This is a genomic window from Vibrio sp. AND4, assembly GCF_000171815.1.
Classification (GTDB): domain Bacteria; phylum Pseudomonadota; class Gammaproteobacteria; order Enterobacterales; family Vibrionaceae; genus Vibrio.
In genome coordinates this window covers 253016-274062 of record NZ_ABGR01000001.1, presented here as the reverse complement: position 1 = coordinate 274062, position 21047 = coordinate 253016, and the positions used below count along the sequence as shown (strand labels likewise).

The 21047-nt window shown below is 44.0% G+C and carries 21 protein-coding genes; 11 read left to right on the top strand and 10 right to left on the bottom strand.

Features of this window, described 5'->3' with window-relative positions:
• Nucleotides 1-71 precede the first annotated feature (71 nt).
• Both AND4_RS01145 and AND4_RS01140 read left to right on the top strand, forming a co-directional pair.
• Entirely contained in the window at nucleotides 72-1841 is a 1770-nt protein-coding gene (locus tag AND4_RS01145; protein ID WP_009841033.1) for a methyl-accepting chemotaxis protein, read from the top strand.
• A 195-nt stretch (nucleotides 1842-2036) separates the two neighbouring features.
• Nucleotides 2037-2495 carry a cytidine/deoxycytidylate deaminase family protein gene (locus AND4_RS01140; RefSeq protein WP_009841032.1) on the top strand — a complete coding sequence of 153 codons (459 nt, stop codon included), beginning with the start codon at nucleotides 2037-2039 and terminating at the stop codon, nucleotides 2493-2495.
• 178 nt (nucleotides 2496-2673) lie between these two features.
• Here the strand turns inward: AND4_RS01140 and AND4_RS01135 are convergent, their stop codons facing one another.
• A complete protein-coding gene (locus AND4_RS01135; RefSeq protein ID WP_043991410.1) occupies nucleotides 2674-3534 on the bottom strand; it encodes a DUF6279 family lipoprotein in 861 nt (286 codons plus the stop codon).
• A gap of 283 nt (nucleotides 3535-3817) precedes the next feature.
• Here AND4_RS01135 and AND4_RS01130 point away from each other — a divergent pair, with 283 nt between their 5' ends.
• Nucleotides 3818-3991 (top strand): hypothetical protein, encoded by a 174-nt coding sequence (locus tag AND4_RS01130; RefSeq protein ID WP_009841030.1) that lies wholly within the window; start codon nucleotides 3818-3820, stop codon nucleotides 3989-3991.
• A gap of 58 nt (nucleotides 3992-4049) precedes the next feature.
• On the opposite strand, the gene AND4_RS01125 is transcribed toward AND4_RS01130, so the two are convergent.
• Together AND4_RS01125 and narQ are read right to left on the bottom strand one after the other, a co-directional pair.
• Nucleotides 4050-4664, bottom strand: coding sequence for a response regulator (locus AND4_RS01125; protein ID WP_043991384.1), 615 nt, complete (start codon nucleotides 4662-4664; stop codon nucleotides 4050-4052).
• A gap of 4 nt (nucleotides 4665-4668) precedes the next feature.
• Nucleotides 4669-6405 carry a nitrate/nitrite two-component system sensor histidine kinase NarQ gene (gene narQ / locus AND4_RS01120; protein WP_009841028.1) on the bottom strand — a complete coding sequence of 579 codons (1737 nt, stop codon included), beginning with the start codon at nucleotides 6403-6405 and terminating at the stop codon, nucleotides 4669-4671.
• A 255-nt stretch (nucleotides 6406-6660) separates the two neighbouring features.
• On the opposite strand from narQ, the gene napF reads away from it, so the two are divergent.
• The 6 genes from napF to AND4_RS19345 all read left to right on the top strand — a co-directional run bounded on the left by napF (nucleotide 6661) and on the right by AND4_RS19345 (nucleotide 11273).
• A complete protein-coding gene (napF, locus tag AND4_RS19350; RefSeq protein WP_009841027.1) occupies nucleotides 6661-7146 on the top strand; it encodes a ferredoxin-type protein NapF in 486 nt (161 codons plus the stop codon).
• A gap of 43 nt (nucleotides 7147-7189) precedes the next feature.
• A complete protein-coding gene (locus tag AND4_RS01115) occupies nucleotides 7190-7498 on the top strand; it encodes a chaperone NapD (protein ID WP_009841026.1) in 309 nt (102 codons plus the stop codon).
• Nucleotides 7495-9984 carry a periplasmic nitrate reductase subunit alpha gene (napA, locus tag AND4_RS01110; RefSeq protein WP_009841025.1) on the top strand — a complete coding sequence of 830 codons (2490 nt, stop codon included), beginning with the start codon at nucleotides 7495-7497 and terminating at the stop codon, nucleotides 9982-9984. The genes AND4_RS01115 and napA overlap by 4 nt, the downstream gene beginning before the upstream one ends.
• 76 nt (nucleotides 9985-10060) lie before the next feature.
• Nucleotides 10061-10516 (top strand): nitrate reductase cytochrome c-type subunit, encoded by a 456-nt coding sequence (locus tag AND4_RS01105; RefSeq protein WP_009841024.1) that lies wholly within the window; start codon nucleotides 10061-10063, stop codon nucleotides 10514-10516.
• A 28-nt stretch (nucleotides 10517-10544) separates the two neighbouring features.
• The gene (locus AND4_RS01100) at nucleotides 10545-11123 is read left to right on the top strand and encodes a NapC/NirT family cytochrome c (RefSeq protein WP_009841023.1); all 579 of its coding nucleotides are present in this window, start codon (nucleotides 10545-10547) and stop codon (nucleotides 11121-11123) included.
• Nucleotides 11124-11138: 15 nt separating this feature from the next.
• Nucleotides 11139-11273: a TIGR02808 family protein gene (locus AND4_RS19345; RefSeq protein ID WP_009841022.1), complete on the top strand. Its 135-nt coding sequence runs from the start codon at nucleotides 11139-11141 to the stop codon at nucleotides 11271-11273.
• Nucleotides 11274-11508: 235 nt separating this feature from the next.
• Here AND4_RS19345 and phaC read toward each other — a convergent pair whose 3' ends face one another.
• The 4 genes from phaC to AND4_RS01080 all read right to left on the bottom strand — a co-directional run bounded on the left by phaC (nucleotide 11509) and on the right by AND4_RS01080 (nucleotide 15694).
• Nucleotides 11509-13284 (bottom strand): class I poly(R)-hydroxyalkanoic acid synthase, encoded by a 1776-nt coding sequence (gene phaC / locus AND4_RS01095; protein WP_009841021.1) that lies wholly within the window; start codon nucleotides 13282-13284, stop codon nucleotides 11509-11511.
• Between the two features lie 65 nt (nucleotides 13285-13349).
• On the bottom strand, nucleotides 13350-13697 hold the full coding sequence (locus AND4_RS01090) for a phasin family protein (RefSeq protein ID WP_009841020.1): 348 nt from the start codon (nucleotides 13695-13697) through the stop codon (nucleotides 13350-13352).
• A gap of 34 nt (nucleotides 13698-13731) precedes the next feature.
• Nucleotides 13732-14940, bottom strand: a complete 1209-nt coding sequence (locus AND4_RS01085) for an acetyl-CoA C-acetyltransferase (RefSeq protein WP_009841019.1) — start codon at nucleotides 14938-14940, stop codon at nucleotides 13732-13734.
• A 13-nt stretch (nucleotides 14941-14953) separates the two neighbouring features.
• Nucleotides 14954-15694, bottom strand: a complete 741-nt coding sequence (locus tag AND4_RS01080; protein WP_009841018.1) for an SDR family oxidoreductase — start codon at nucleotides 15692-15694, stop codon at nucleotides 14954-14956.
• Between the two features lie 911 nt (nucleotides 15695-16605).
• On the opposite strand from AND4_RS01080, the gene AND4_RS01075 reads away from it, so the two are divergent.
• Nucleotides 16606-17226: a LysE family translocator gene (locus tag AND4_RS01075; protein ID WP_009841017.1), complete on the top strand. Its 621-nt coding sequence runs from the start codon at nucleotides 16606-16608 to the stop codon at nucleotides 17224-17226.
• A 29-nt stretch (nucleotides 17227-17255) separates the two neighbouring features.
• Nucleotides 17256-17522 carry a hypothetical protein gene (locus tag AND4_RS01070; protein WP_009841016.1) on the top strand — a complete coding sequence of 89 codons (267 nt, stop codon included), beginning with the start codon at nucleotides 17256-17258 and terminating at the stop codon, nucleotides 17520-17522.
• Between the two features lie 91 nt (nucleotides 17523-17613).
• On the opposite strand, the gene secF is transcribed toward AND4_RS01070, so the two are convergent.
• From secF to AND4_RS01055, 3 genes are all read right to left on the bottom strand, one after another.
• The gene (gene secF / locus AND4_RS01065; protein WP_009841015.1) at nucleotides 17614-18516 is read right to left on the bottom strand and encodes a protein translocase subunit SecF; all 903 of its coding nucleotides are present in this window, start codon (nucleotides 18514-18516) and stop codon (nucleotides 17614-17616) included.
• A gap of 2 nt (nucleotides 18517-18518) precedes the next feature.
• Entirely contained in the window at nucleotides 18519-20351 is a 1833-nt protein-coding gene (secD, locus tag AND4_RS01060) for a protein translocase subunit SecD (protein ID WP_009841014.1), read from the bottom strand.
• A 160-nt stretch (nucleotides 20352-20511) separates the two neighbouring features.
• The gene (locus tag AND4_RS01055) at nucleotides 20512-20994 is read right to left on the bottom strand and encodes a hypothetical protein (RefSeq protein ID WP_009841013.1); all 483 of its coding nucleotides are present in this window, start codon (nucleotides 20992-20994) and stop codon (nucleotides 20512-20514) included.
• Nucleotides 20995-21047: the final 53 nt, after the last annotated feature.

Here is a 21047-nt window from a genome sequence, read left to right as displayed (position 1 = left end):
TCAATGTCAGTGCTAGCCATTAGGAGCCTTTTGGGGTTTCATACTTTAGTCAACTATTCAGGAAAAAATTTATGACTATCAGGCACAAGCTCTACTCCCTTGGAGTAATTGCCATTTTGGGGATTGTGGCCCTACTGGGTACATCGTCACACTTCGCGAGTCAAAGCCAAGAACTCAATAACGCAGTTAAATTGGTTGGTGACCTCGAAATTCGTCTCCTTAACCTGCGCCGCAATGAGAAGGACTTCCTATTGCGCAGTAACATCAAATACCTCGATAAATTCAATGGTAACGTCGATAAGTTTGTGAATATTGAACAAGATCTGTCTGATATCCTCAACCGCTACGATCTGCCTTCTAGCCAACGTTTTAAACAAAACTTGATAGCTTATCAAAAAGGCTTCGAGAACCTTGTGGCGGCTTATGAACACTTTGGTCTCAACGCTGATAGCGGTCTATTAGCAGGCTTCGAACAAGCTTTGTCTGACGCTGAACAAGTGGCAAACCATCAGCAAGTAATAGCGTTGACTAAATTCGCGCAACGAGTTAGAGCCGGACAAATGGACGAAAGTCTAATACAAGACCTTTATGCACCAGTCTTAATTAAAAACGCACGACAGCTTGCAACTCAGAAACAGACCATTGGTGTCGCCTACAACAAAGGTCTACTGGGCGAAACTCGCGCCCTGTCGCACACAGTTGAAGAGCAATTTAAAACTTTCTCATCAGAATTGAGCAAGGCGGTTCATGCGCACAATGCACGAAACACCTTGGTGAAACAAATCATCACTGCAGTAGTCTTTGTGACTGTCGTTGCCTTGATTCTGCAAATTTCTCGCTCGATCAATACGCGTGTTAGCAGTTTACTAGTAACCATCAAAACCATCAGTGAAAGCAATGACATGGGCTTGCGTTCAACACTGACTGGCAAAGACGAACTGGCGGACATCAGCCACCATCTAAATGATCTATTGGATAAGCTTGAAACCTTGATCCATGGTTCGCAAGAAAAGTCAGCACAGCTATCTTCCAGCACGGGTAGCATGCACTCTGAGCTAGAGGGCGTGATGGAACAATTCCACGCGCAAGCTGATCATACCTCGTCAATGGCAACCGCAGTACAACAAATGGTCTCGACGATTGGCGAAATATCCGAAAGTACTTCGGTTGCCGTAGAAGGCGTTCATCAGGCGGCAAACAACGCAGAACAGGGTCGCGCAGTTGTGGAAACGACCGTGACGAACGTCGGCCAGCTAACTGGTATTCTTTCTAACAGCCAGCAGTCAATCGGCTCTCTAAATGAACACGTGGCGAAGATTGGCGGAGCAGTCAATATTATCCAAGACATTGCTGAACAAACCAACCTACTTGCACTAAACGCAGCCATTGAGGCAGCGCGAGCAGGTGAACAAGGCCGTGGCTTTGCCGTCGTAGCAGATGAAGTGCGCGCACTCGCAAGTCGAACTCATCAATCAACAGAAGAAATCACTCGCGTCGTGTCAGACATCCAAACGCAAATGTCGATGGTCGTTTCTGACATCGACCAATGTAACGAACAAGGCCAACAAACTCTGCATGCATCTGAGAAGTTAGATTCAAGCCTTCAGCAAATCATTGCAGACATGCACGCGATTCAAGGTAATTCAGAGCGCATCGCCTCTGCCATTGAGGAACAAGGCATCGTTATGAATCAAGTGAGCGATTCCATTACCGAATTGAACGTGATTTCAGAAAACAACATGCAATCAGCACAAAAGTGCCTGCATGAAGTTGATACCGTCTCTGCTCAAGCTCATGACATGGATGAAGCGGTTGCGAAATTTAAAACTCGCAGTTCGTAATCCAAATTTCTCTAGTCGCATTTAATACCAATCAATAGCCCGAAGTACTCTCATGCTTCGGGCTTTTTCTTTACCAATAGAGGAGCCAAATACTAATCACAATGAGTAATCAGAATTAGCACAAGGTTTTTGCTATTTTTTAAAGCTAAATACGTTATCATGCAGATAAGTTAAAGCTTTCGTCAGAGGATAAGTATGATTTCTAAATGGGAGAAACGTTTCTACCAGATGGCTGAACTTGTTGCGTCATGGAGTAAAGATCCTTCGACACAAGTTGGTGCAGTAATCACAAAACAAAACCGTATTGTTTCTGTTGGATTCAACGGCTATCCGCACGGCGTATCCGACAGCGTCGATACTGACGAGCGTGAACTGAAATACCTAAAAACACTCCATGCAGAAGAGAACGCCATTTTGTTTTCGAAACGTGACTTAGATGGTTGTGAGATTTGGGTTACTCACTTCCCTTGTCCAAACTGCGCGGCGAAAATTATCCAAACGGGGATTTCACGTGTAAGCTGCCCTGTACAATCTGATGATTTCTTATCTCGTTGGGGCGACAAAATCCAGGTCAGTCAGGACATGTTTGCTCAAGCTGGTGTAGAAGTAAACTGGCTGCCAATAGAGCAAATGGAAGAGAAAAGTGCACGTTGAACGCTTACTCTCCACTTTTAAACGTTAACAACGACATTTATGGTTAAACTCAGACCTAACCTAGTGTCTGGGTTTACATCTAAGCTCATGGCGATAACCTGTTTGCGTTCTCTTTGGCGAGTTCAACGCTCGCAACATGTAAAGTGGCACTCACATTAATGATTTGTTTTATCGGCAATTATTTCAATAAATCTTCAGCAAGCTCTCGCCATTCGCGGACCTTTCTATGGAAGTGCCGCCACTGTTTATCATTCATTGTTTGAGAAATATCCAAGATAAATTGATCCGTCAAAGCAATATTATGTTCGATATTTTTAGTCAGTTGATCACTATAATAGCTTTCTGGCTCAAATAAGAGTGTCATGAATACTTGCTGATAAACCACGCTGTTACTCTTATTTTCGAAAAGGTATTCGAGTTCTTGAATTATTGATGAGCGATAATCACGCCACAATACAGTATTTATGACAATAGCTTGAGAAAGCTGTTTAGCTCGTAATTGTTGTTGAACTGATAATTTACCAAGCCAATCTTCCATCCACTCTTCTGTATTCTCTAGGACAATTTCTCTAAGCTCTTGTTCCGTTTTCCCTGCATATTTTTCATTCCTTTTTTTGTAACGTTCTTTTACATTTTTAACAAACTCAGCTTGTTGTTGGCTACTAAGCTGCATGCTCAGCGAAAAGAGATCTGGTGCTACTTTTGAGACTAGGCGCTGATAGTGCCCTATCATTTGTTGTCTATTTAATTGCAATACGCCCAAAGTAACGGTGTCTTTATTGAGAGTTTCTAATTGTTTTAAGTGATCGATATATAAAGGTAATTCGTCTTTTTTATGCCAACCTGCTAACAATAATATACGCGCTTCAAGTAATGCCTCCTGGTCTCCATTTAACGAGACATAATCGTCCACATATTCAATCACGAGCCAGTCTAGATTACGATATAAGAACTTATTGGTACACCCAAGTAACACTAAAATGGATATCAATATACATCCATATCGGACTGCTTTATTAGGCACACTGTTTAATTCCATAACTGAACCATATTCCCTTTTCCACTGATTAAGTCCTATACTCATTCTAGATAACTCGTTATTACGGCAAAATATCGTCAGTCTAGTAAAGAGTATTGTCACTTATAGAGTATATAGAGCACGGAGGTCACTTCTTATCACGACTATCAGCAAAAAAGTGAGTGAGCACGCATTTTCAGAACAAATATTGAACTGCACACGCCAACTAAAATGGCATAAATATTGCTCGATTTTATTAATGATATTATTGAAACAACATCTGGACAGTTAATGGAGGAGTCGCATGGCTGCTGCTGAACAACTTGATACGAGTGTGAAGTATGAGATTCGTTATTTTGAAGAGGGAAAAATACACCGTATGAATGTCGTCGCGAAGGATAAAAGGGCGGCGCATCACTATTACTTGGAGTGCGGTAAATACGACAGTGATTTATACTCGATTCGCCCTGACAAATAAAACCGCCCATAATTGGGCGGTTTTTGCATATCGCATTTTGAAAGTCAGTCACTGATCCTTACTTCATTTCCCCAAACCGTTCTAAATAAAGTACCGTCGCTGCCGTGCGAGAAGGCATTTTTAGCTTCTTGAGTAAGCTCTTCATATGTACTTTGACGGTGGACTCTGAGATAAATAGATGCTCGGCAATTTCCTTATTTCTATAGCCACGTGAGACCTCTTTTAAGATCTGAGTCTCGCGGTCGGTCAGCGTATCGAATACGTTTTCTTGCCCTTTATTCGCGATAAGGTATTCTGCTATCGCTTGACTATATGCTTTATCCCCTTTGTGTGCCTGTTTGAGTAATCCGACCAATTCGTCTGGCTCCGTGTCCTTCAATAGGTAGCCATCCGCGCCACTCCGTACAATAGCAGTGATATCAGCAGGACTGTCGGATACGGTTAGAATAACGATTCGAGCATCACAACCATCCGTACGCAGAGCCTTCAGCGTATCTAGTCCAGACATGCCCTTCATGTTTAGATCGAGAAGCACAAGATCCAGATCAAGTCCATGCGCTTTGGCAACGGCATCCGCACCGCTGCTCGCCTCTGCCACCACTTCAAAGTCAGGTTCGAAACTAAGGAGCTGATGAACACCACGTCTCATGAGTGGGTGATCGTCCACCAGCATTACTTTACACACTGTCAATGTTTACTTCCTTACTGTGTTGAAATTCTAGTCTTACCATACAGCCGTCATTCTTTGCCGTTTCAATCTGCAACTCAGCACGCAACCTTTTCGCACGCTCTTGCATAATACTCATGCCATAATGATTTAATTTTTCATCTTGCTGCTCAAACCCTATACCATCATCCTTGACAGTGACGGTAACCTTCCCATCTGCGTCGAGGCATTGAATTTTTATATTGTTCGCCTGAGCATGCTTGATCGCATTTATCACCGCTTCTCTTATCAACTGTAGTAGATGAACCTGTTGGTGTGCATCTAATTCTGTTGAGGAGAGCTCATTGTGAAGTGAGATATTCGCTGCGGTTTGATCATCAAGCGTCGAAACCATCTCTTGCAGCGCCTGACCAAAGCTGCCTTCTTTTATTGTCAAACGGAATGTCGTCAAAAGCTCTCTTAACTGAGTGTATGCCGCCGATAATCCAGTATCCAATTCAGCAATCACTTGGTTGGTCTGTTCAATGGATTTGTCGCCCGGAATGTTACCCACACTTCTTTTGAGTAGTGATACTTGAATCTTCAAATATGAGAGCGCCTGAGCCAATGAATCATGTAACTCACGTGCGATAGTCGCGCGTTCTTCCATTAGAAGCAGTTGCTCTGCTTGTCGTTGTGCTTGGTTGTAATAAACTGCGCGAGATAATATTTGAACAAAGTTATCAATGACAGACTCATTTGGACATGGTAAGCCCGCTTTCCAATACAAATAACCCAAGTGTACACCGTCAATCATCAATGTTTTTGTATGACATTCACTGTCACATTGATGACCACACTCTTCCCCTTCAGTGAGTATCCAGTTTGGCTCGCCTATTTGAGATATTTCGAGCTTAGCAGCACGAATACCTTCCAAACTAGCAATATGCCGCAAGATCGCTTGGAAATTTTCTTGATGAATTCTTGAAGCCGTGAGCTCTCTCGATGAGTCGTACAATACCTGAAGCGATTGATTGGCGTGTCGCAGCTTACGAGTTTTCTCATCAACCGCTTGCTCCAAACCACGGTAGAGTTTACCAAGGTCACTTGCCATCCGATTGAAAGCAGTTGTCAAAATCCCCATTTCGTTATCACTCGAAACATTGAGTGATACATTAAACGATCGGTTTTGAATTTGTTCACTGGCTAATACCAGTGCACGGAGCGGCCGGACAACTTCTAGCCTCACAAAATGGACAACGAACATACTGACAAAAAGAATACCGCCTAACCCTATCCCCCCTACCCAAGCTAAGTTGATCAGCTTTTGTTCTGAATAGCCCTGCAACTTAAATACAAAAGTATCGATTTGTTGAACAAAACCAGCGACTAGCTCCTGGTATCTGTCTCTGTCTTGGCTATTTAACACTGATTTAAGTTCATGCCAACGAAGAATAAGTCGGTAATAGTCTTTAGTTATATCTTCTGGAACTGACCAATGTTGCAACGCCAACATCGAAGGGGAGTAAATAGACTGCTCAAATAAGTCAATATGTGAGGAAAAAGCCACAGACTCACTTTGCATATCATGGGCTAAACGATAGCTCTGCATTCGCATTGAGCCCGCAACGTTTACGGCTTCTGCATCATTAAGGCTTGACGCAAGAGTGAAGATAGCAAAACCAGTCGTCACCACTGAAAGAAGCAAAATCAACATCAGAGCAGATGCGATTGTGCGTGTTACTGATTTTTTCACATTTTTAAACAACTCTGAACTCCGCTCGTTTGAGAGGCATGCTTGTCTCGATATGTACAATAAAACACGCATTATCTTCCAACTTTACCAATATGTGATCACCTGCGTCTGCATTTATTGATCTAAAGCAACAAAGCCCCCCAATTACCCCCTAAGAGGTATTTATACATATACGTCAAAAACTACAATTTAATGTATAAAAATGACAATTTATGAATAACATTAAGTGCAGTGCTTGTTTAAGGCTTCAATCTCCGAGGTAATTAAGTGTTTGATATTTATAGAAGAAGACTTTTTTCACGCAAAACGCAATCGGACAGATCATCACCTCTTCCTTGGCTATCTCAGCCAATTCGATTCACAGAGGACTGCACTCGTTGTGGTAAATGCATCGAGAGCTGTGACACCAAGATTATAACCAAAAGTGATGGAGGCTTTCCCGCCGTCGATTTTTCTATTGATGAATGTACCTTTTGCTACAAATGCGCTGAGGCTTGCCCAGAACCGCTTTTTCTAACAAAAGAAGCTCCCCCTTGGCAGGTAAAGGCAAACATCAATGACAGCTGTTTAACAAAGCAAAATGTCGAATGCCGATGCTGTGGAGATCTGTGTGACTCGATAGCAATTAAGTTCAAATTGGAGCTGGGTAAAGTCGCACAACCCGATGTAGATCTGGATGAATGTAACGGCTGCGGTGCCTGTGTTTCAGTGTGCCCAACTTCATCCATCAATGTGAGCAATATAACAGCCTAGCCGTCAATAAACGGTGCGAAAGGCGATAAAACGAGAGAGATGTATGTCACTAAACGAAGTGCACATTTCGAGTCTGGTAGTTCATGTTCTGCCCAAACATCTTGCTGAGGTAAAAACCCAGATTGAAGCGTACGAAAACGCGGAAATCTATGGTGACAGTCCAGAAGGCAAAATCGTGGTGGTGCTAGAAACTGAGAACCAAGGTTTCATCACCGACACTATCGACTCGATTAATAATTTACCGAATGTCTTAAACACAGCACTGGTTTTTCACCAATTCGAAACTGGTTTTGAAGAAACCGAAGAAAAAGGCACTGGAACACAACATTCCCAAACCAAGGGTGAAGTATGAAAATGACAAGACGTGCGTTTGTGAAAGCAAACGCGGCTGCATCAGCGGCAGCCGTCGCAGGTATTACATTACCCGCTTCTGCTACAAATCTGATTGCGATCTCTGATCAGACAAAAATCACATGGGACAAGGCACCTTGTCGTTTCTGTGGTACAGGGTGTTCCGTTCTTGTTGGTACACAAAACGGAAAAGTAGTGGCAACCCAAGGCGATCCGGAAGCACCAGTGAACAAGGGCCTCAATTGTATAAAAGGTTACTTCCTTTCTAAGATAATGTACGGTCAAGACCGCCTAACTCAACCTCTTCTGCGAATGAAAGATGGCAAATACAGCAAAGACGGCGACTTCACTCCTGTATCTTGGGATACTGCCTTTGACATTATGGCGGAAAAGTGGAAAACATCTCTAGATAAGAAAGGTCCAACAAGCATAGGTATGTTTGGTTCGGGCCAATGGACAGTCATGGAGGGGTACGCAGCATCTAAAATGATGAAGGCGGGGTTCCGTTCTAACAACATTGACCCAAACGCTCGTCACTGTATGGCATCTGCGGTAGTCGGTTTCATGCGTGCATTTGGTATTGATGAACCGATGGGCTGCTATGATGACTTCGAGAACGCAGACGCTTTCGTTCTATGGGGTTCGAACATGGCAGAAATGCATCCAGTTCTATGGACTCGCATTACTGACCGACGCCTCAGCCACCCACACGTAAAAGTGAACGTACTTTCGACCTACTACCACCGATCATTTGAGTTAGCAGACCACGGCTACATTTTTACCCCTCAGTCTGACCTCGCAATCGCTAACTTCATTGCAAACTACATCATACAAAACGATGCGGTAAATTGGGATTTCGTGAATAAACACACCAATTTCGCTCAAGCAGATACCGATATAGGTTACGGCTTACGCGACGATGATCCGCTACAAAAAACCGCCAAGAACCCAAATTCTGGCAAGCTGACGTCTATCTCTTTTGAGGAGTACAAGAAGTCTGTAGCGCCATACACGGTAGAGAAAGCCTCCGAAATTTCCGGCGTAGAGAAAGAAAAACTGATCGAACTGGCGAAGCAATACGCGGACCCAAACACCAAAGTCATGTCGCTATGGACGATGGGGATGAACCAACATACTCGTGGCGTGTGGATGAACAACTTGGTTTACAACATCCACTTACTCACGGGGAAAATTTCCACTCCAGGTAACAGTCCATTCTCACTCACTGGTCAACCATCAGCGTGTGGCACAGCTCGAGAGGTTGGTACCTTCTCTCACCGCCTCCCAGCAGACATGGTGGTTGCCAACCCTAAACACCGCAAGATCGCAGAAAATATCTGGAAACTGCCAGAAGGCACTATCCCACCGAAACCCGGTTTCCACGCAGTACAACAAGATCGCATGCTCAATGATGGCGTATTGAACTGTTACTGGGTTCAATGCAACAACAACATGCAAGCGGGGCCGAATATTAATTCTGAACGCCTTCCTGGTTATCGTCACCCCGAAAACTTCATCGTTGTGTCTGACCCTTACCCAACGGCAACTGCCCAAGCTGCTGACCTCGTTCTTCCTACCGCGATGTGGATCGAGAAAGAAGGTGCTTACGGTAATGCAGAGCGTCGTACTCAAGCTTGGTATCAACAAGTAGAAACCATAGGCGATGCAAAATCTGACCTATGGCAGGTGATGGAGTTCTCAAAACGCTTCAAGATAGAAGAAGTGTGGCCAGAAGAGCTACTCGTAAAAGCACCGGAGTACCGCGGGAAGACGATGTACGACGTGCTGTTCAAAAACGGTCAAGTAGACAAATTTTCTATCGATGAAGCCCGTGAGCTGAACGACGATGCTCACCATTTTGGCTACTACGTACAGAAAGGTCTATTTGAAGAGTACGCCACCTTTGGTCGTGGTCATGGTCACGACTTGGCACCATACGATGTTTACCACACAGTCCGCGGTCTACGCTGGCCAGTTGTGGATGGTAAAGAGACACAATGGCGCTTTAAAGAAGGATCTGACCCATATGCAAAAGTAGGATCTGATTGGGACTTTTATGGCAATGCTGATGGTAAAGCGAGAATCATCTCTGCGCCATACGAAGCGCCACCAGAAGTACCTAACGACGAGTTCGACTTATGGCTGTGTACTGGCCGTGTTCTTGAGCACTGGCACACAGGTACTATGACTCGTCGTGTACCAGAACTTTACAAAGCGGTGCCTGACGCGGTGGTTTATATGCACCCTGCTGATGCGAAAAAACGTAACGTTCGTCGTGGTGAAGAAGTTCTGATTGCAAACAAACGTGGTGAAGTACGCGTTCGCGTTGAAACTCGCGGTCGTAATCGTCCGCCAGAGGGCTTGGTATTCGTACCTTTCTTTGATGCCCGTATTCTGATTAACAAATTGATACTTGATGCGACTGATCCACTGTCTAAACAAACAGATTTTAAAAAGTGCCCAGTCAAAATCACGAAAATCGCTTAACCGTCAAATAGCGAATGCAAGGGCCGTCTACTCGGCGGCCTAAAAAGAATTTACGCCATATGGCAGAGACGAAATGATGAAAAAATATCTTATCGCACTTTTATTTGTAAGTACTTTGGTAACAGGCATTGCAAAAGCTGAACTGGATAATCCTGGCGGCACAGGCGGTCTAGACTCGCTGCGTGGCAGTACACAACTCGAGGACACTCGCCCTGCTGATGACTTCAAAGACTTTCCGAAAGATCAAATCGTTGAAGGTAGCTATGTATACCAACCACCGCTTATTCCGCATAACATCCGAAACTACGAAGTGTCTTTAAACGCAAACAAATGCCTAGCATGCCACAGCTGGAAAAATGCGAAAGATGCAGGGGCGACCAAAATCAGCGTAACGCACTACATTAACCGTGAAGACGCGGTTCTGGCAGATATGTCACCACGTCGTTACTTCTGTTTACAATGTCACGTTCCACAAACAAATGGTCAACCACTCGTGGAAAATGAATTTAAGGCAGTCGATTCGCTTCAGTAATTGAAACGCGGATACTAAGAGGTTACTTATGAAAATAATTAAAGCGTTTTGGAAAAGACTGTCGAGTCCAAGTAAAGCCGCTGCTGGTATTGTTTTATTCCTAGGATTTGCGGGTGGTCTTCTGTTTTGGGGAGCATTCAACACGACGATGGAAGCGACCAACACAGAGGAATTCTGCTCAGGCTGTCACGCTCCGATCGTCGCTGAAATTCAAGAAACGATCCACTACTCGAACCGTTCTGGTGTTCGTGCGATTTGTTCAGACTGTCACGTACCGCATGAATGGACTGATAAAATCGTTCGTAAAGTTCAAGCATCTAAAGAGCTGTTTGCACACTTCGTAACGAAAACCATCGATACACCAGAGAAGTTCCAAGCACGTCGTGAGCACCTTGCCAAACGTGAGTGGGCGCGTATGAAGAAAAACGACTCTCTTGAATGTCGTAACTGTCATCAGTTCGATTACATGGACTACTCTCAGCAAGGTAAACGTGCCTCAGCGCAGCACTCTACAGCGTTGGCATCAGGCGACAAAACTTGTGTAGATTGTCACAAGGGTATCGCACATAAACTGCCTGACATGCACGGCGTTGAAGGCTGGCAATAAGGAGAAATACAGACAATGAGTAACCTTGAATCCTTTATCTGGCACTTCCTTGGATACAGTGCAATGCCAGTCATTATTCTTTCCGGCTTTATCGGCGTAGCAGCAATCTCTCTATGGCTACTCTCACTAGGCAAGGATAAAGAGGTCTAAACCACCTCAAACCAGTTGACATCTTGCCTATTTCGTTGACGGAAAACGCCAAGCATTTGCTTGGCGTTTTTCTTTATATCCTAGACAATCCTTACCACTAGGAGGCCTTAAAAGCTCCCCCTCTTAGTCACATTCAGAAACCCTCAAGTCTCCTTGCCTGCTTTACCCTCAAACATCACAAATAAAAAAGGCGACCATCAGTAGGCCGCCAAGTGATACTGCCGTGAGGAGCAGTTTAGGATTCTTTAATAGGCAAAACTTGCTTTACGTATTGACCAGGCGCTTCATCAATCACTGGGTTCTGCTCAGAACCAACAGGGAAAGGCTCAACTTGCTCTTCTGGGTTGAATTGCAACAGCCATTGATGCCAATGCATCCACCAAGAGCCTTCTTGATGATTCGCGTTGTTAAACCACTCATCTGCCGAGTCATCAAGGTTGTCGTTTAGCCAATAGCCGTATTTGTTTTTTGCAGGATGATTAACGATACCCGCTATGTGTCCCGACTCACCCAACACAAACGTCTTGTTTCCACCAGTTTTCAAAGCGCCTCGATAAGTGCCCTGCCACAATGCAATATGATCTTCCTTGGTAGAGACGAAATAACTTGGAACCTTAATCTTGTTCAGATCAATCCACACCCCACCGATCTTCACACCTTTGTCTTGGACTAGCTTGTTCTCTAGGTAGAGTTCTCGTAACAAGAAGTTATGACAAGCCGCACTTACGTTTGTACTGTCACTGTTCCAGTAAAGGAGGTCGAAGTCGACCGGACTTTTGCCTTTCAAGTAATTATCGACGTAATAATTCCAGTACAAGCTATTTTCACGTAACAAGCTAAACGTCACACTTAACGAGCGGCCATCCATGTAACCCTTAGCATTGTTCTGCACTTCAATCGCACTGATAATCGTATCGTTGATGTACGCCCCCACCTCTCCGGGTTGAGAAAAATCAAGCAGGGTAGTAAAGAAACTTGCTGACTTAATACGCTTCTTCATACGCTTGGCGGCATAATATGCCACAGTGCTCGCCAGAACCGTACCACCGATGCAATAACCCGCGGCATTGATCTGCTCTTGACCTGTAATGTCTTCAATTACAGTCACTGCCTTCACGACGCCTTCGGTTACATAGTCACCAAACTCAATACGAGCTTGGTCCTTACCTGGGTTGCGCCATGACATCATAAATACGCTGTGACCTTGCTCTAACATCCAACGAACCATCGAGTTCTTAGCCGTTAGATCTAGAATGTAGTACTTGTTAATGAAAGGTGGCACAACCAGTAGCGGTGTCGCATTGACTTTTTCGGTCAAAGGACGGTACTGAATCAACTCAAACAATTCATTTTGGAACACGACATCGCCAGCGGTCGTTGCAACGTCATCACCCACACGAAACGCATTGTTGTTGGTCATACGGACTTTGAGAATATCCGCGCTCGACTCCACATCTTCCTTTAATTTCTCTAACCCTGTCAGTAGATTCCCACCATTTTTCTCAAGGGTTAGCTTTAGCAGTTCAGGGTTGGTCGCGATAAAGTTTGAAGGAGAAAGTGCGTTGATGGCTTGGCGAGAGAAGAAGGTGATGCGCTCTTTGGTTTTCTCATCCAATCCTTCAATAGAATCGAGTGTGTCTAAGTAAGTTTTGCTGAATAACAAATAAGATTGTTTGATAAAACTGTACATGGCTTCTTGTTGCCAAGCTTCATTTGAGAAACGCTTGTCGCCATTTTCTGCTTTAATAATCTGTGTTTGATTGCCTGCTAGCGCCACATTCTGCCATATTTGAAGCTGTTGCTCCCACCACTCTGCTTGTAGTTTCAAGATTGCAGCTGGTTGGTTCGCCACTTGTTCGAAAAGCTTAGCTGTGTCCTCAAAGTTCACTTCTTGCATGGCCTTGTTCAAAGGGGAATTTGCGACTGTCTTGTTCGCTTCAAATTCATGCCACCACTGTTGATTGGTTTCCTGAAGCTTTACAAGATAGTCCGAAAAGAAGTGTTGAAACATACTCTTACTCCTATATTCGGAAAAACAACGCCGCCCCAAAATTAGGGCGGCGATAAGTTGACGTATTACGCAGGAGTAACCGTCTTTAGATTTTCCGAAGTCATTTTCTCAACGTCTTCTTTGAATTCTTTCGCAATGGTTTGCAGCTTATTACTATCATCCATCATCTGCTGAGAAAGTTTAGTCAGAACGCTAAGTTGCTGGCTGTTAAAGGCCGTAAGAGACGTCACGTCTCGAATTTCTGAAGCCGCTTTCATTTGATTTAGGCCGACTTCGCTGTAGGTACGGATTGCGTTCAATTGCAGTTCAGTAAGAACTTCGACGTTCTTTGTTACTAGTTTGTTGAATTTCAAGTACGGTTCAAGGTTCTTTTCAGTTTGATCGCTAAAAGTTTTAAAGAAATCAGTGTACATGGTTTATCTCCTAGAAAAATGTTTGTTTAAATAACTATTTAACTGCTTTTACAATCACAGCCGTGCCCATACCACCGCCCACGCAAAGTGAAGCAACACCGTATTGACCGTCTTGTTTGTTAAGTTCGTGCACTAAGGTAACCAAAATGCGGTTCCCCGACGCACCGAGTGGGTGACCCAATGCAATCGCGCCGCCATTAAAGTTGGCCTTATCATAAATTGAGCTCACTGGTACTTGGTTGGTCTCTGCCAGTTTTTGAATTACCCCTAGCGCTTGCGCGGCAAAGGCTTCATTCAATTCATAAACATCAATGTCGCTGATTTTCAGCTCGGCTTTTTGTAGCGCCTTGTTCACTGACTCCACAGGCCCAAGCCCCATAATCTTCGGATCCAAACCTGATTGAGCGTAGCTCACCACTTCAGCAATTGGCGTCAGACCGTGGGCTTGAACCGCACTTTCTGATGCTAAAATGATGGCACTTGCACCGTCGTTAATGCCTGACGCATTGCCTGCAGTTACTGTACCTTCGCGGTCAAACGCTGGGCGTAGCTTGCTCAAACCTTCTAGTGTCGCGTTTGCTTTTGGGTATTCATCGGTATCAAATACGAGGGTTTCACGACGTTGCTTGACTTCTACAGGAACAATTTCGTCTTTGAATTTGCCTGCTTCAATCGCTGCCACCGCTTTTTGCTGGCTTGATAGTGCATATTCGTCTTGTTGTTGACGCGATAAACCCGCTTCCTTAGCCACATTTTCTGCCGTTACGCCCATGTGATATTGGTTGTAAACATCCGTCAAACCGTCAGAAATAAGGAGATCTTTCAACTCCATGTTGCCCATTTTGTTACCGTCACGCACAGTACTTGGCACGATGAAAGGAATTTGTGACATGACCTCCACACCCGCAGCAACCACGACTTCTACATCGCCACTTCGGATATGAGAAACACCATCCATCACAGCCTTCATACCACTACCGCAGACCATATTGACACCGTAGGCAGGCACAGAATCTGGGATACCGGCATACATTGACGCTTGGCGGCCAACCCCCATACCTTGGCCGGCAGATACAACATTGCCTACTATCACTTCGTCAACCTTATCGGCTGGCAGTGATGCTGCCTCTAGGGCACCTTTTATTGCTATCGCAGCAAGATTGCCTGCCGAGGTATTTTTGAGGCTTCCACCAAACGCACCAATCGGAGTGCGCTTTGCAGCAACAATAAACACTTTTTCCATCATCAATACTCCTTTAGTGCATGTATAAGCCGCCATTCACCGACAAAGTCTCGCCAGTTATGTACGCGCCAGCATCGCTTGCCAAAAAACTCACTGAAGCAGCAATCTCTTCTGGTGTTGCTAAACGCTTCATTGGAATTTGATTCGTGATCGATTCGAGTACTTCTGGCTTCATCTGTTCAACCATGGGAGTTCCGGTGTATCCTGGTGCAATCACGTTGACAGTGACACCAGAGCGAGCTCCTTCATAAGCTAACGCTTTGGAGAAACCGATCATGCCTGCTTTCGCTGCCGAATAATTCACTTGTCCGAACTGGCCTTTGAGACCATTCACAGAAGAGATATTGATGATGCGACCACCACCTTTTTCGCACATTGCGGCAAAAAGCGGCTGCGTCACATTAAATAAGCTATTAAGATTAGTATTAATTACATCATTCCAAGCTTGAGCCATCATTTTTTTAAACACACCATCCCGTGTAATACCGGCATTGTTGACAACAACGTCTATTGTCCCTTCCTCCTCGAGAATAAGCGCCAGCTTCTCAGCACACTGAGCCGTGTCTGTTACGTCTAGTTCAAAAAGGCGCACCTGATCATTGGTAAACCCTTTTTCATTAAACCACTCCAACGCACACGCATGCTTGCCAGTAAAGTACGTTGCAATAACGCGGTAACCATCATTCACTAATTGAGAGGAAATTGCTGAACCAATCCCGCCTTTTGATCCAGTGATCAAAGCGACTTTCTTCATTAAGAGACTCCATTCTTAACAGCATTAAAAAAGCATAACAATAACTGGGAATTTACTCCGCCAACTGGCGAACTAATATATCGTTATAGCAGAGGACACTCTGCTACTGCTTATTTTAATTTAACCTAGAATTATTACATTTCAAATAAAAATATAATTCATTTACATAAGATTGATTTAGGTCTCATTCAGAATGAAATGTTATAAGAACGTTAATTTAATCTAAGTCACTGTTAACTGGAAATAAAAATAAAAACAAATCGGTCAGCTAGGAGAGAAATTTATTTCAAATCAGACACTTAAAAGGAAAGCTACAACGTTACATTTATAAGTACTTTGAGGAGACTTTCTCTTTTAACTAACAACCCGCAACTTTGTAACTAAATAAAATCTCTCACAATTTCCTACCACTAAATGTCAAATATATCATTTAATCATGCCAGCCTGTTTATCTTAACAATTAGAATAACCTTTATTGATAAATAAGAAATCTAGAAAAATAAATGATAATATCAAAAAACAACTTGTATTTTATAAATTCATAACAGTATAGATCATTTTCTAGCTTTATTATTTTTACGAATTCACATTAACATGTCGGAATTATTTACCTAGTATTACTTTTTAATTAAATAGCAGACTATTTTAACGGGAATAACGTTGGGTTTTTCTGAAGTGTGTCCAAGTGAGTTTAAGATGCAGAGTTCAGAGCGTTGTCATGGATTCGAGTTCTAAAAACCAAAGAGGGAATGGCAAGCTTTTTCTAAGTTGTTTGACGCTGTCATTGGCTCAATGGCATGCTCAGGGGAGAAACTGCATCAAGCACCTCTAGGGTACATTGCTATAGCATTGAACATCACTTTACACTATCTTTGACAACTAACTTACAAATTACATTATAAGCAATACCCATGAATGCCACTTTATTAAGCATGTTCATTCCTACATTCTTTTTTGTATCAATCACACCTGGTATGTGTATGACTCTTGCTTTAACGTTAGGAATGAGTATCGGGTATCGTCGAACCCTTTGGATGATGGCGGGTGAACTCGTCGGTGTGGCTCTGGTTTCGGTTTCTGCGGTAATAGGGATTGCTGCGATAATGCTGAGTTATCCGTGGCTATTTACTGCCCTTAAGTTGATTGGCAGTGGCTACCTTCTCTATCTTGGTGTTGAAATGTGGCGCTCACGAGGAAAACTGGCTATCAACCTTGAGAATATTGACATTCCGACCAATGGCAACTGGGATTTAGTCCTGCAAGGATTTGTTACCGCAATTGCGAACCCAAAAGGTTGGGCGTTTATGGTTTCGCTTCTGCCTCCTTTTATCGATCAAAATAAAGATCTTACCCCTCAACTCATCTTACTGATTTCAATTATTCTAACATTTGAGTTCATCTGCATGTCGCTTTACGCCACTGGTGGGAAAGGGTTAAAACGTATACTTGGGCAGTCTAAAAATGTCCGCTTGATGAACCGTATTGCTGGCACTTTGATGATGGGTGTGGGTGTTTGGTTATTGATGAGTTAGAGACATCCATTTGATAGAAGTTTTTAACAATGAAAAACATGTTTAGTCAATTGAAGCGAACCATCGCTGGTATATTGGATTTCAAAGCCCGCGTGTGGGTAGTAAACGTCTACGCTGGTAAACATAAGGGAGAATCTTATGTGGTCAATGAAGACAGCTTTACTGAGCCGCTACAGTGGATGAAAAACAAAGGCTACAAAGATTCAATGCTCACCAAAGTAGAATCCATGAAACACTCCCAGGTTATTGAGTTTGATTTGGGCTCAGTCAAACATCGACTGATGAGAGTCAAATAACGCCCTCTTCTGTTTTCTATCTCGTTTCTCCAGATAAAAAAGCGCCACTCAACTTGAGTGGCGCAAGCACTTTGACCTTACACACCGAGTACTATGGTGCAGTGTCGAGCTCTACGGGTAGATAGTGTTTTGGTTCTAGTTTCAACCATTCTGGAAGCATCGTACCAATAGAGATAGATGACCACGTACCTGACAGTACGCCGATAAACATCGCAGTCGAGAACCCAGCAAGTGCTGAGCCACCCATAATCCAAAGCGCGCTGACGGTGATCAAAGTCGTACCAGAAGTCACCATAGTGCGAGAGAACGTCGCCAATATCGCTTCATCATTAATCTGTTCTGTTTTCCAGTTTTGCCTCGCGACCAATAACTCACGTATACGGTCCGCGATAATGATCGAGTCGTTCAGCGAGTAACCAAGAATCGCTAGAATAGCCGCGAACACTGTTAGGTTAAATTCCATTTGTGTCATCGCAAAGAAACCAAGTACCAAGATCACATCGTGTGCAAGAGCGAACAACGAGCCACTCGCCAAGCGCCACTCAAAGCGGAAGCACAAGTAACCAAGGATAGTCAGAACAGAAATCAATAAAGCTAAACCGCCTTGGTCAAACAGATCTTGTCCTACTTGAGCACCTACAATGCTGTTGCTAACGACATCAACTTGATGTGATATCGGCGCAAGTACATCTGCAACACTTGGTAATGTATGGCCTTCCACTGGCGCAGAGTAACGAATTACCCAGCGACCTTCTTCACCTGACCGTGTGACTGACGTTGATTCACCAAGCTTAGGTTGAAGTGCATCAAGCAAATCTTGATTCGTTAACTGTGTATCGACTTTCACTTCAGTAACCATACCACCAGTGAAGTCAAGGCCTAGGTTAAGCCCTTTCATACCAAGAGCAACCAAAGCAATAATCGTTAGTACTACCGATACAGCAGTCGTGAAGTAACGAATCTTACGGATATTTTGTTTTAACATTTCGACCATGATTAAACCCTCACATCACGACGGCCATCACGGCCCCAAATTAAATTGATCATTGCACGAGAAGCAAATACGCCAGTAAACATACTGGTCATCAGACCTAAACCTAGCGTCAGCGCAAACCCTTGGATTGGACCATTACCAATTGCGTATAGAATCACTGCAGTAATCATGGTGGTGATGTTAGCATCAAGGATAGTTGCGAACGCGCTATCGAAGCCTAGGTCGATCGCTTGAGCGAAACTGCGACCTTCACGCATTTTATCTTTGATACGTTCAAAAATAATTACGTTGGTATCCACCGCCATACCGACAGTCAGAACCAAGCCTGCAATACCAGGTAGCGTTAGTACAGCCCCCGGAAGCAAAGCGATCAGCCCCAGTAAACAAAGCATGTTTGCACATAAGGCCACGTTCGCAACCCAACCAAGGCGACGGTACCAAAGCGCCATGAATGTCAACGTTAAACCCATACCGAGCGCTAGAGCTGCAAAACCGTTTTGGATGTTTTCCGCACCTAAAGAAGCACCAATTGTACGTTCTTCAACAATCGTCACTGGTGCGGTAAGTGAACCTGCACGTAAAAGCAAAGCAAGTTGTTGTGCCTCATCCATGCTGCCCGCACCTGTGATGCGGAATTGGCTACCAAGCTGAGACTGAATGGTTGCGACGCTAATGACACGCTCACTGCGCTCTGTCATACCACGTTCGTCAGTTTTGTACTCACGGTATACGGTCGCCATTGGTTTGCCGATGTGCGTTGCAGAAAAGTCACTCATCTTTTTACCACCCGCGTGGTCTAGAGAGATATTTACTTCGGACATACCCATTTTATCGACGCCAGCACGCGCGTTTATTATGTGCTCGCCTGTAAGTACTGGGCGTTTCGCTAAGGTAACTGTGCGTCCGTCGTTATCTTTCAAAACAAGATCTTGGCTGCTTTGCGCATGGCCGGCATCTTTGGCTTCATGGAAGGCAAGGCTTGCTGTTGCACCAATAACATTTTTCGCTTGTGCCGGATCTTGAACACCAGGAAGCTCGATTCGGATACTCTCTTTACCTTGTCGTTGAACTAGCGCTTCTGTAATACCCAGTTCTTCGATACGACCGCGCATGATCTTCAAGTTTTGTTGAAGAGTCGTGGTTTGGAATTCTTGAATATTTTGTTCACTCGGTTGAAGCTCAAACCCGCGATCTGAGCTTTTCGTTGTCCAACCAGGGTAGTTTTGATGGATAAACTGGCTCGCTGCTTTAAGGCCCGATTCATTCTCACTTTTGACTGCAATGTGGTTTTGCCCTTCTGCGCGAACTTGGACGCCACGAATACGCTCTTCACGAAGGTTTGCTTTGATCTCATCAACCAAAGCGTCACGTTGTTCTTCGAACGCTTTATCCACGTCCACATTGAGCAGGAATTGAACCCCACCACGAAGATCGAGGCCAAGTTTGATCGGGCTAAAACCCATTTCATTCAACCATTCAGGTGCAACGGAAACGTAAGAAAACGTGATACTGGCATCTTTATCTAGTTGTTCGTTGAGCAATGTACGCGCTTTACTCTGTGCATCTTCGCCATCAAAAACGATGGTTGTCTTACCGCCTTTCTCTATGAGTTTCGACGCAGAGATATGATGCGTTTTCAGCAATTGGTCAAGCTGAGCCAATGACATCGCACTTTCATGTTGGTCAGCAAACGTCACCTGAATAGCCGGTTGCTCACCAAACCAAGTCGGGATAGCGCTGAAGGTTAAAATGATAATGGTCGTTATAAGTACGACGTATTTCCATGCTGAAAAATGATTCAGCACTTTTCTGTTCTTTGTTGGTGTTTTCTTCATGTAAACATAATCCCTTCACTGGGTAGTGAAGTTTTAAATAAATTAGATTTAAGACACGACAATGACCTGAAAAATACGCAGGTAGTCGAATTTAAAGCGTTAACTGCGCTTTTGAAAAGTTGTCGTGTTAGGGCCGCACAAAGTGTGCAAATGATGATTTTTAAGCAGAGAGTTGGTTATTGAGTGCTACGTACATAGCGTTAGTTTCTTTCCAACCCGAGAGGCGATGATCGCTAGTGAAGTGATTAAACACAGATCTGGTTTGACGCCAACGGATGTTAATCAGGCTATAAGCAAAACCTACGTCAGCGTAAAAAGGCGCTTTTAAATCGCCAACGAAATCAATGTGTTCATCATCAACATTCCCACGGAGATGTGCTGTCCAACGTAGAGAACTAAAGATGGCTAACGAATCTCGGAAAACATAACTTTCAGAAATTGGAGACGGTGTGTTTTTCTCAGTAAATTCCGAAAAGTCCACCGACGCACCCGACGTAGGGTTGTTGCCGACTTTAAATGACAACAACTTAGAGAAATGAGGCAAAAAGGATTTCTGTTCTGTTTGCGCAGCCGAAACCTGCAGTGGCGATAAAGCCACGGCAAAAAGCAACAAAAACAGTTTTCTAACGAAAGTCCAAGGCATGATAGCTCACTTAATACAAAACAAGCCGAGTTCTTCAACTCAGCTTGCTGATA

Bases quoted from the DNA above. Each gene is read 5' to 3' on its own strand.
- AND4_RS01115 (WP_009841026.1), top strand. From the start codon at position 7,190: ATGTCACTAAACGAAGTGCACATTTCGAGTCTGGTAGTTCATGTTCTG.
- AND4_RS01075 (WP_009841017.1), top strand. From the start codon at position 16,606: ATGAATGCCACTTTATTAAGCATGTTCATTCCTACATTCTTTTTTGTA.
- AND4_RS01125 (WP_043991384.1), bottom strand. From the start codon at position 4,664: ATGCTGGTGGACGATCACCCACTCATGAGACGTGGTGTTCATCAGCTC.
- napA (WP_009841025.1), top strand. From the start codon at position 7,495: ATGAAAATGACAAGACGTGCGTTTGTGAAAGCAAACGCGGCTGCATCA.
- AND4_RS01070 (WP_009841016.1), top strand. From the start codon at position 17,256: ATGAAAAACATGTTTAGTCAATTGAAGCGAACCATCGCTGGTATATTG.
- AND4_RS01090 (WP_009841020.1), bottom strand. From the start codon at position 13,697: ATGTACACTGATTTCTTTAAAACTTTTAGCGATCAAACTGAAAAGAAC.
- AND4_RS19345 (WP_009841022.1), top strand. From the start codon at position 11,139: ATGAGTAACCTTGAATCCTTTATCTGGCACTTCCTTGGATACAGTGCA.
- AND4_RS01055 (WP_009841013.1), bottom strand. From the start codon at position 20,994: ATGCCTTGGACTTTCGTTAGAAAACTGTTTTTGTTGCTTTTTGCCGTG.
- AND4_RS01130 (WP_009841030.1), top strand. From the start codon at position 3,818: ATGGCTGCTGCTGAACAACTTGATACGAGTGTGAAGTATGAGATTCGT.
- secD (WP_009841014.1), bottom strand. From the start codon at position 20,351: ATGAAGAAAACACCAACAAAGAACAGAAAAGTGCTGAATCATTTTTCA.
- AND4_RS01100 (WP_009841023.1), top strand. From the start codon at position 10,545: ATGAAAATAATTAAAGCGTTTTGGAAAAGACTGTCGAGTCCAAGTAAA.
- AND4_RS01105 (WP_009841024.1), top strand. From the start codon at position 10,061: ATGAAAAAATATCTTATCGCACTTTTATTTGTAAGTACTTTGGTAACA.
- secF (WP_009841015.1), bottom strand. From the start codon at position 18,516: ATGGTCGAAATGTTAAAACAAAATATCCGTAAGATTCGTTACTTCACG.
- AND4_RS01145 (WP_009841033.1), top strand. From the start codon at position 72: ATGACTATCAGGCACAAGCTCTACTCCCTTGGAGTAATTGCCATTTTG.
- AND4_RS01080 (WP_009841018.1), bottom strand. From the start codon at position 15,694: ATGAAGAAAGTCGCTTTGATCACTGGATCAAAAGGCGGGATTGGTTCA.
- AND4_RS01135 (WP_043991410.1), bottom strand. From the start codon at position 3,534: ATGGAATTAAACAGTGTGCCTAATAAAGCAGTCCGATATGGATGTATA.
- AND4_RS01085 (WP_009841019.1), bottom strand. From the start codon at position 14,940: ATGGAAAAAGTGTTTATTGTTGCTGCAAAGCGCACTCCGATTGGTGCG.
- phaC (WP_009841021.1), bottom strand. From the start codon at position 13,284: ATGTTTCAACACTTCTTTTCGGACTATCTTGTAAAGCTTCAGGAAACC.
- AND4_RS01140 (WP_009841032.1), top strand. From the start codon at position 2,037: ATGATTTCTAAATGGGAGAAACGTTTCTACCAGATGGCTGAACTTGTT.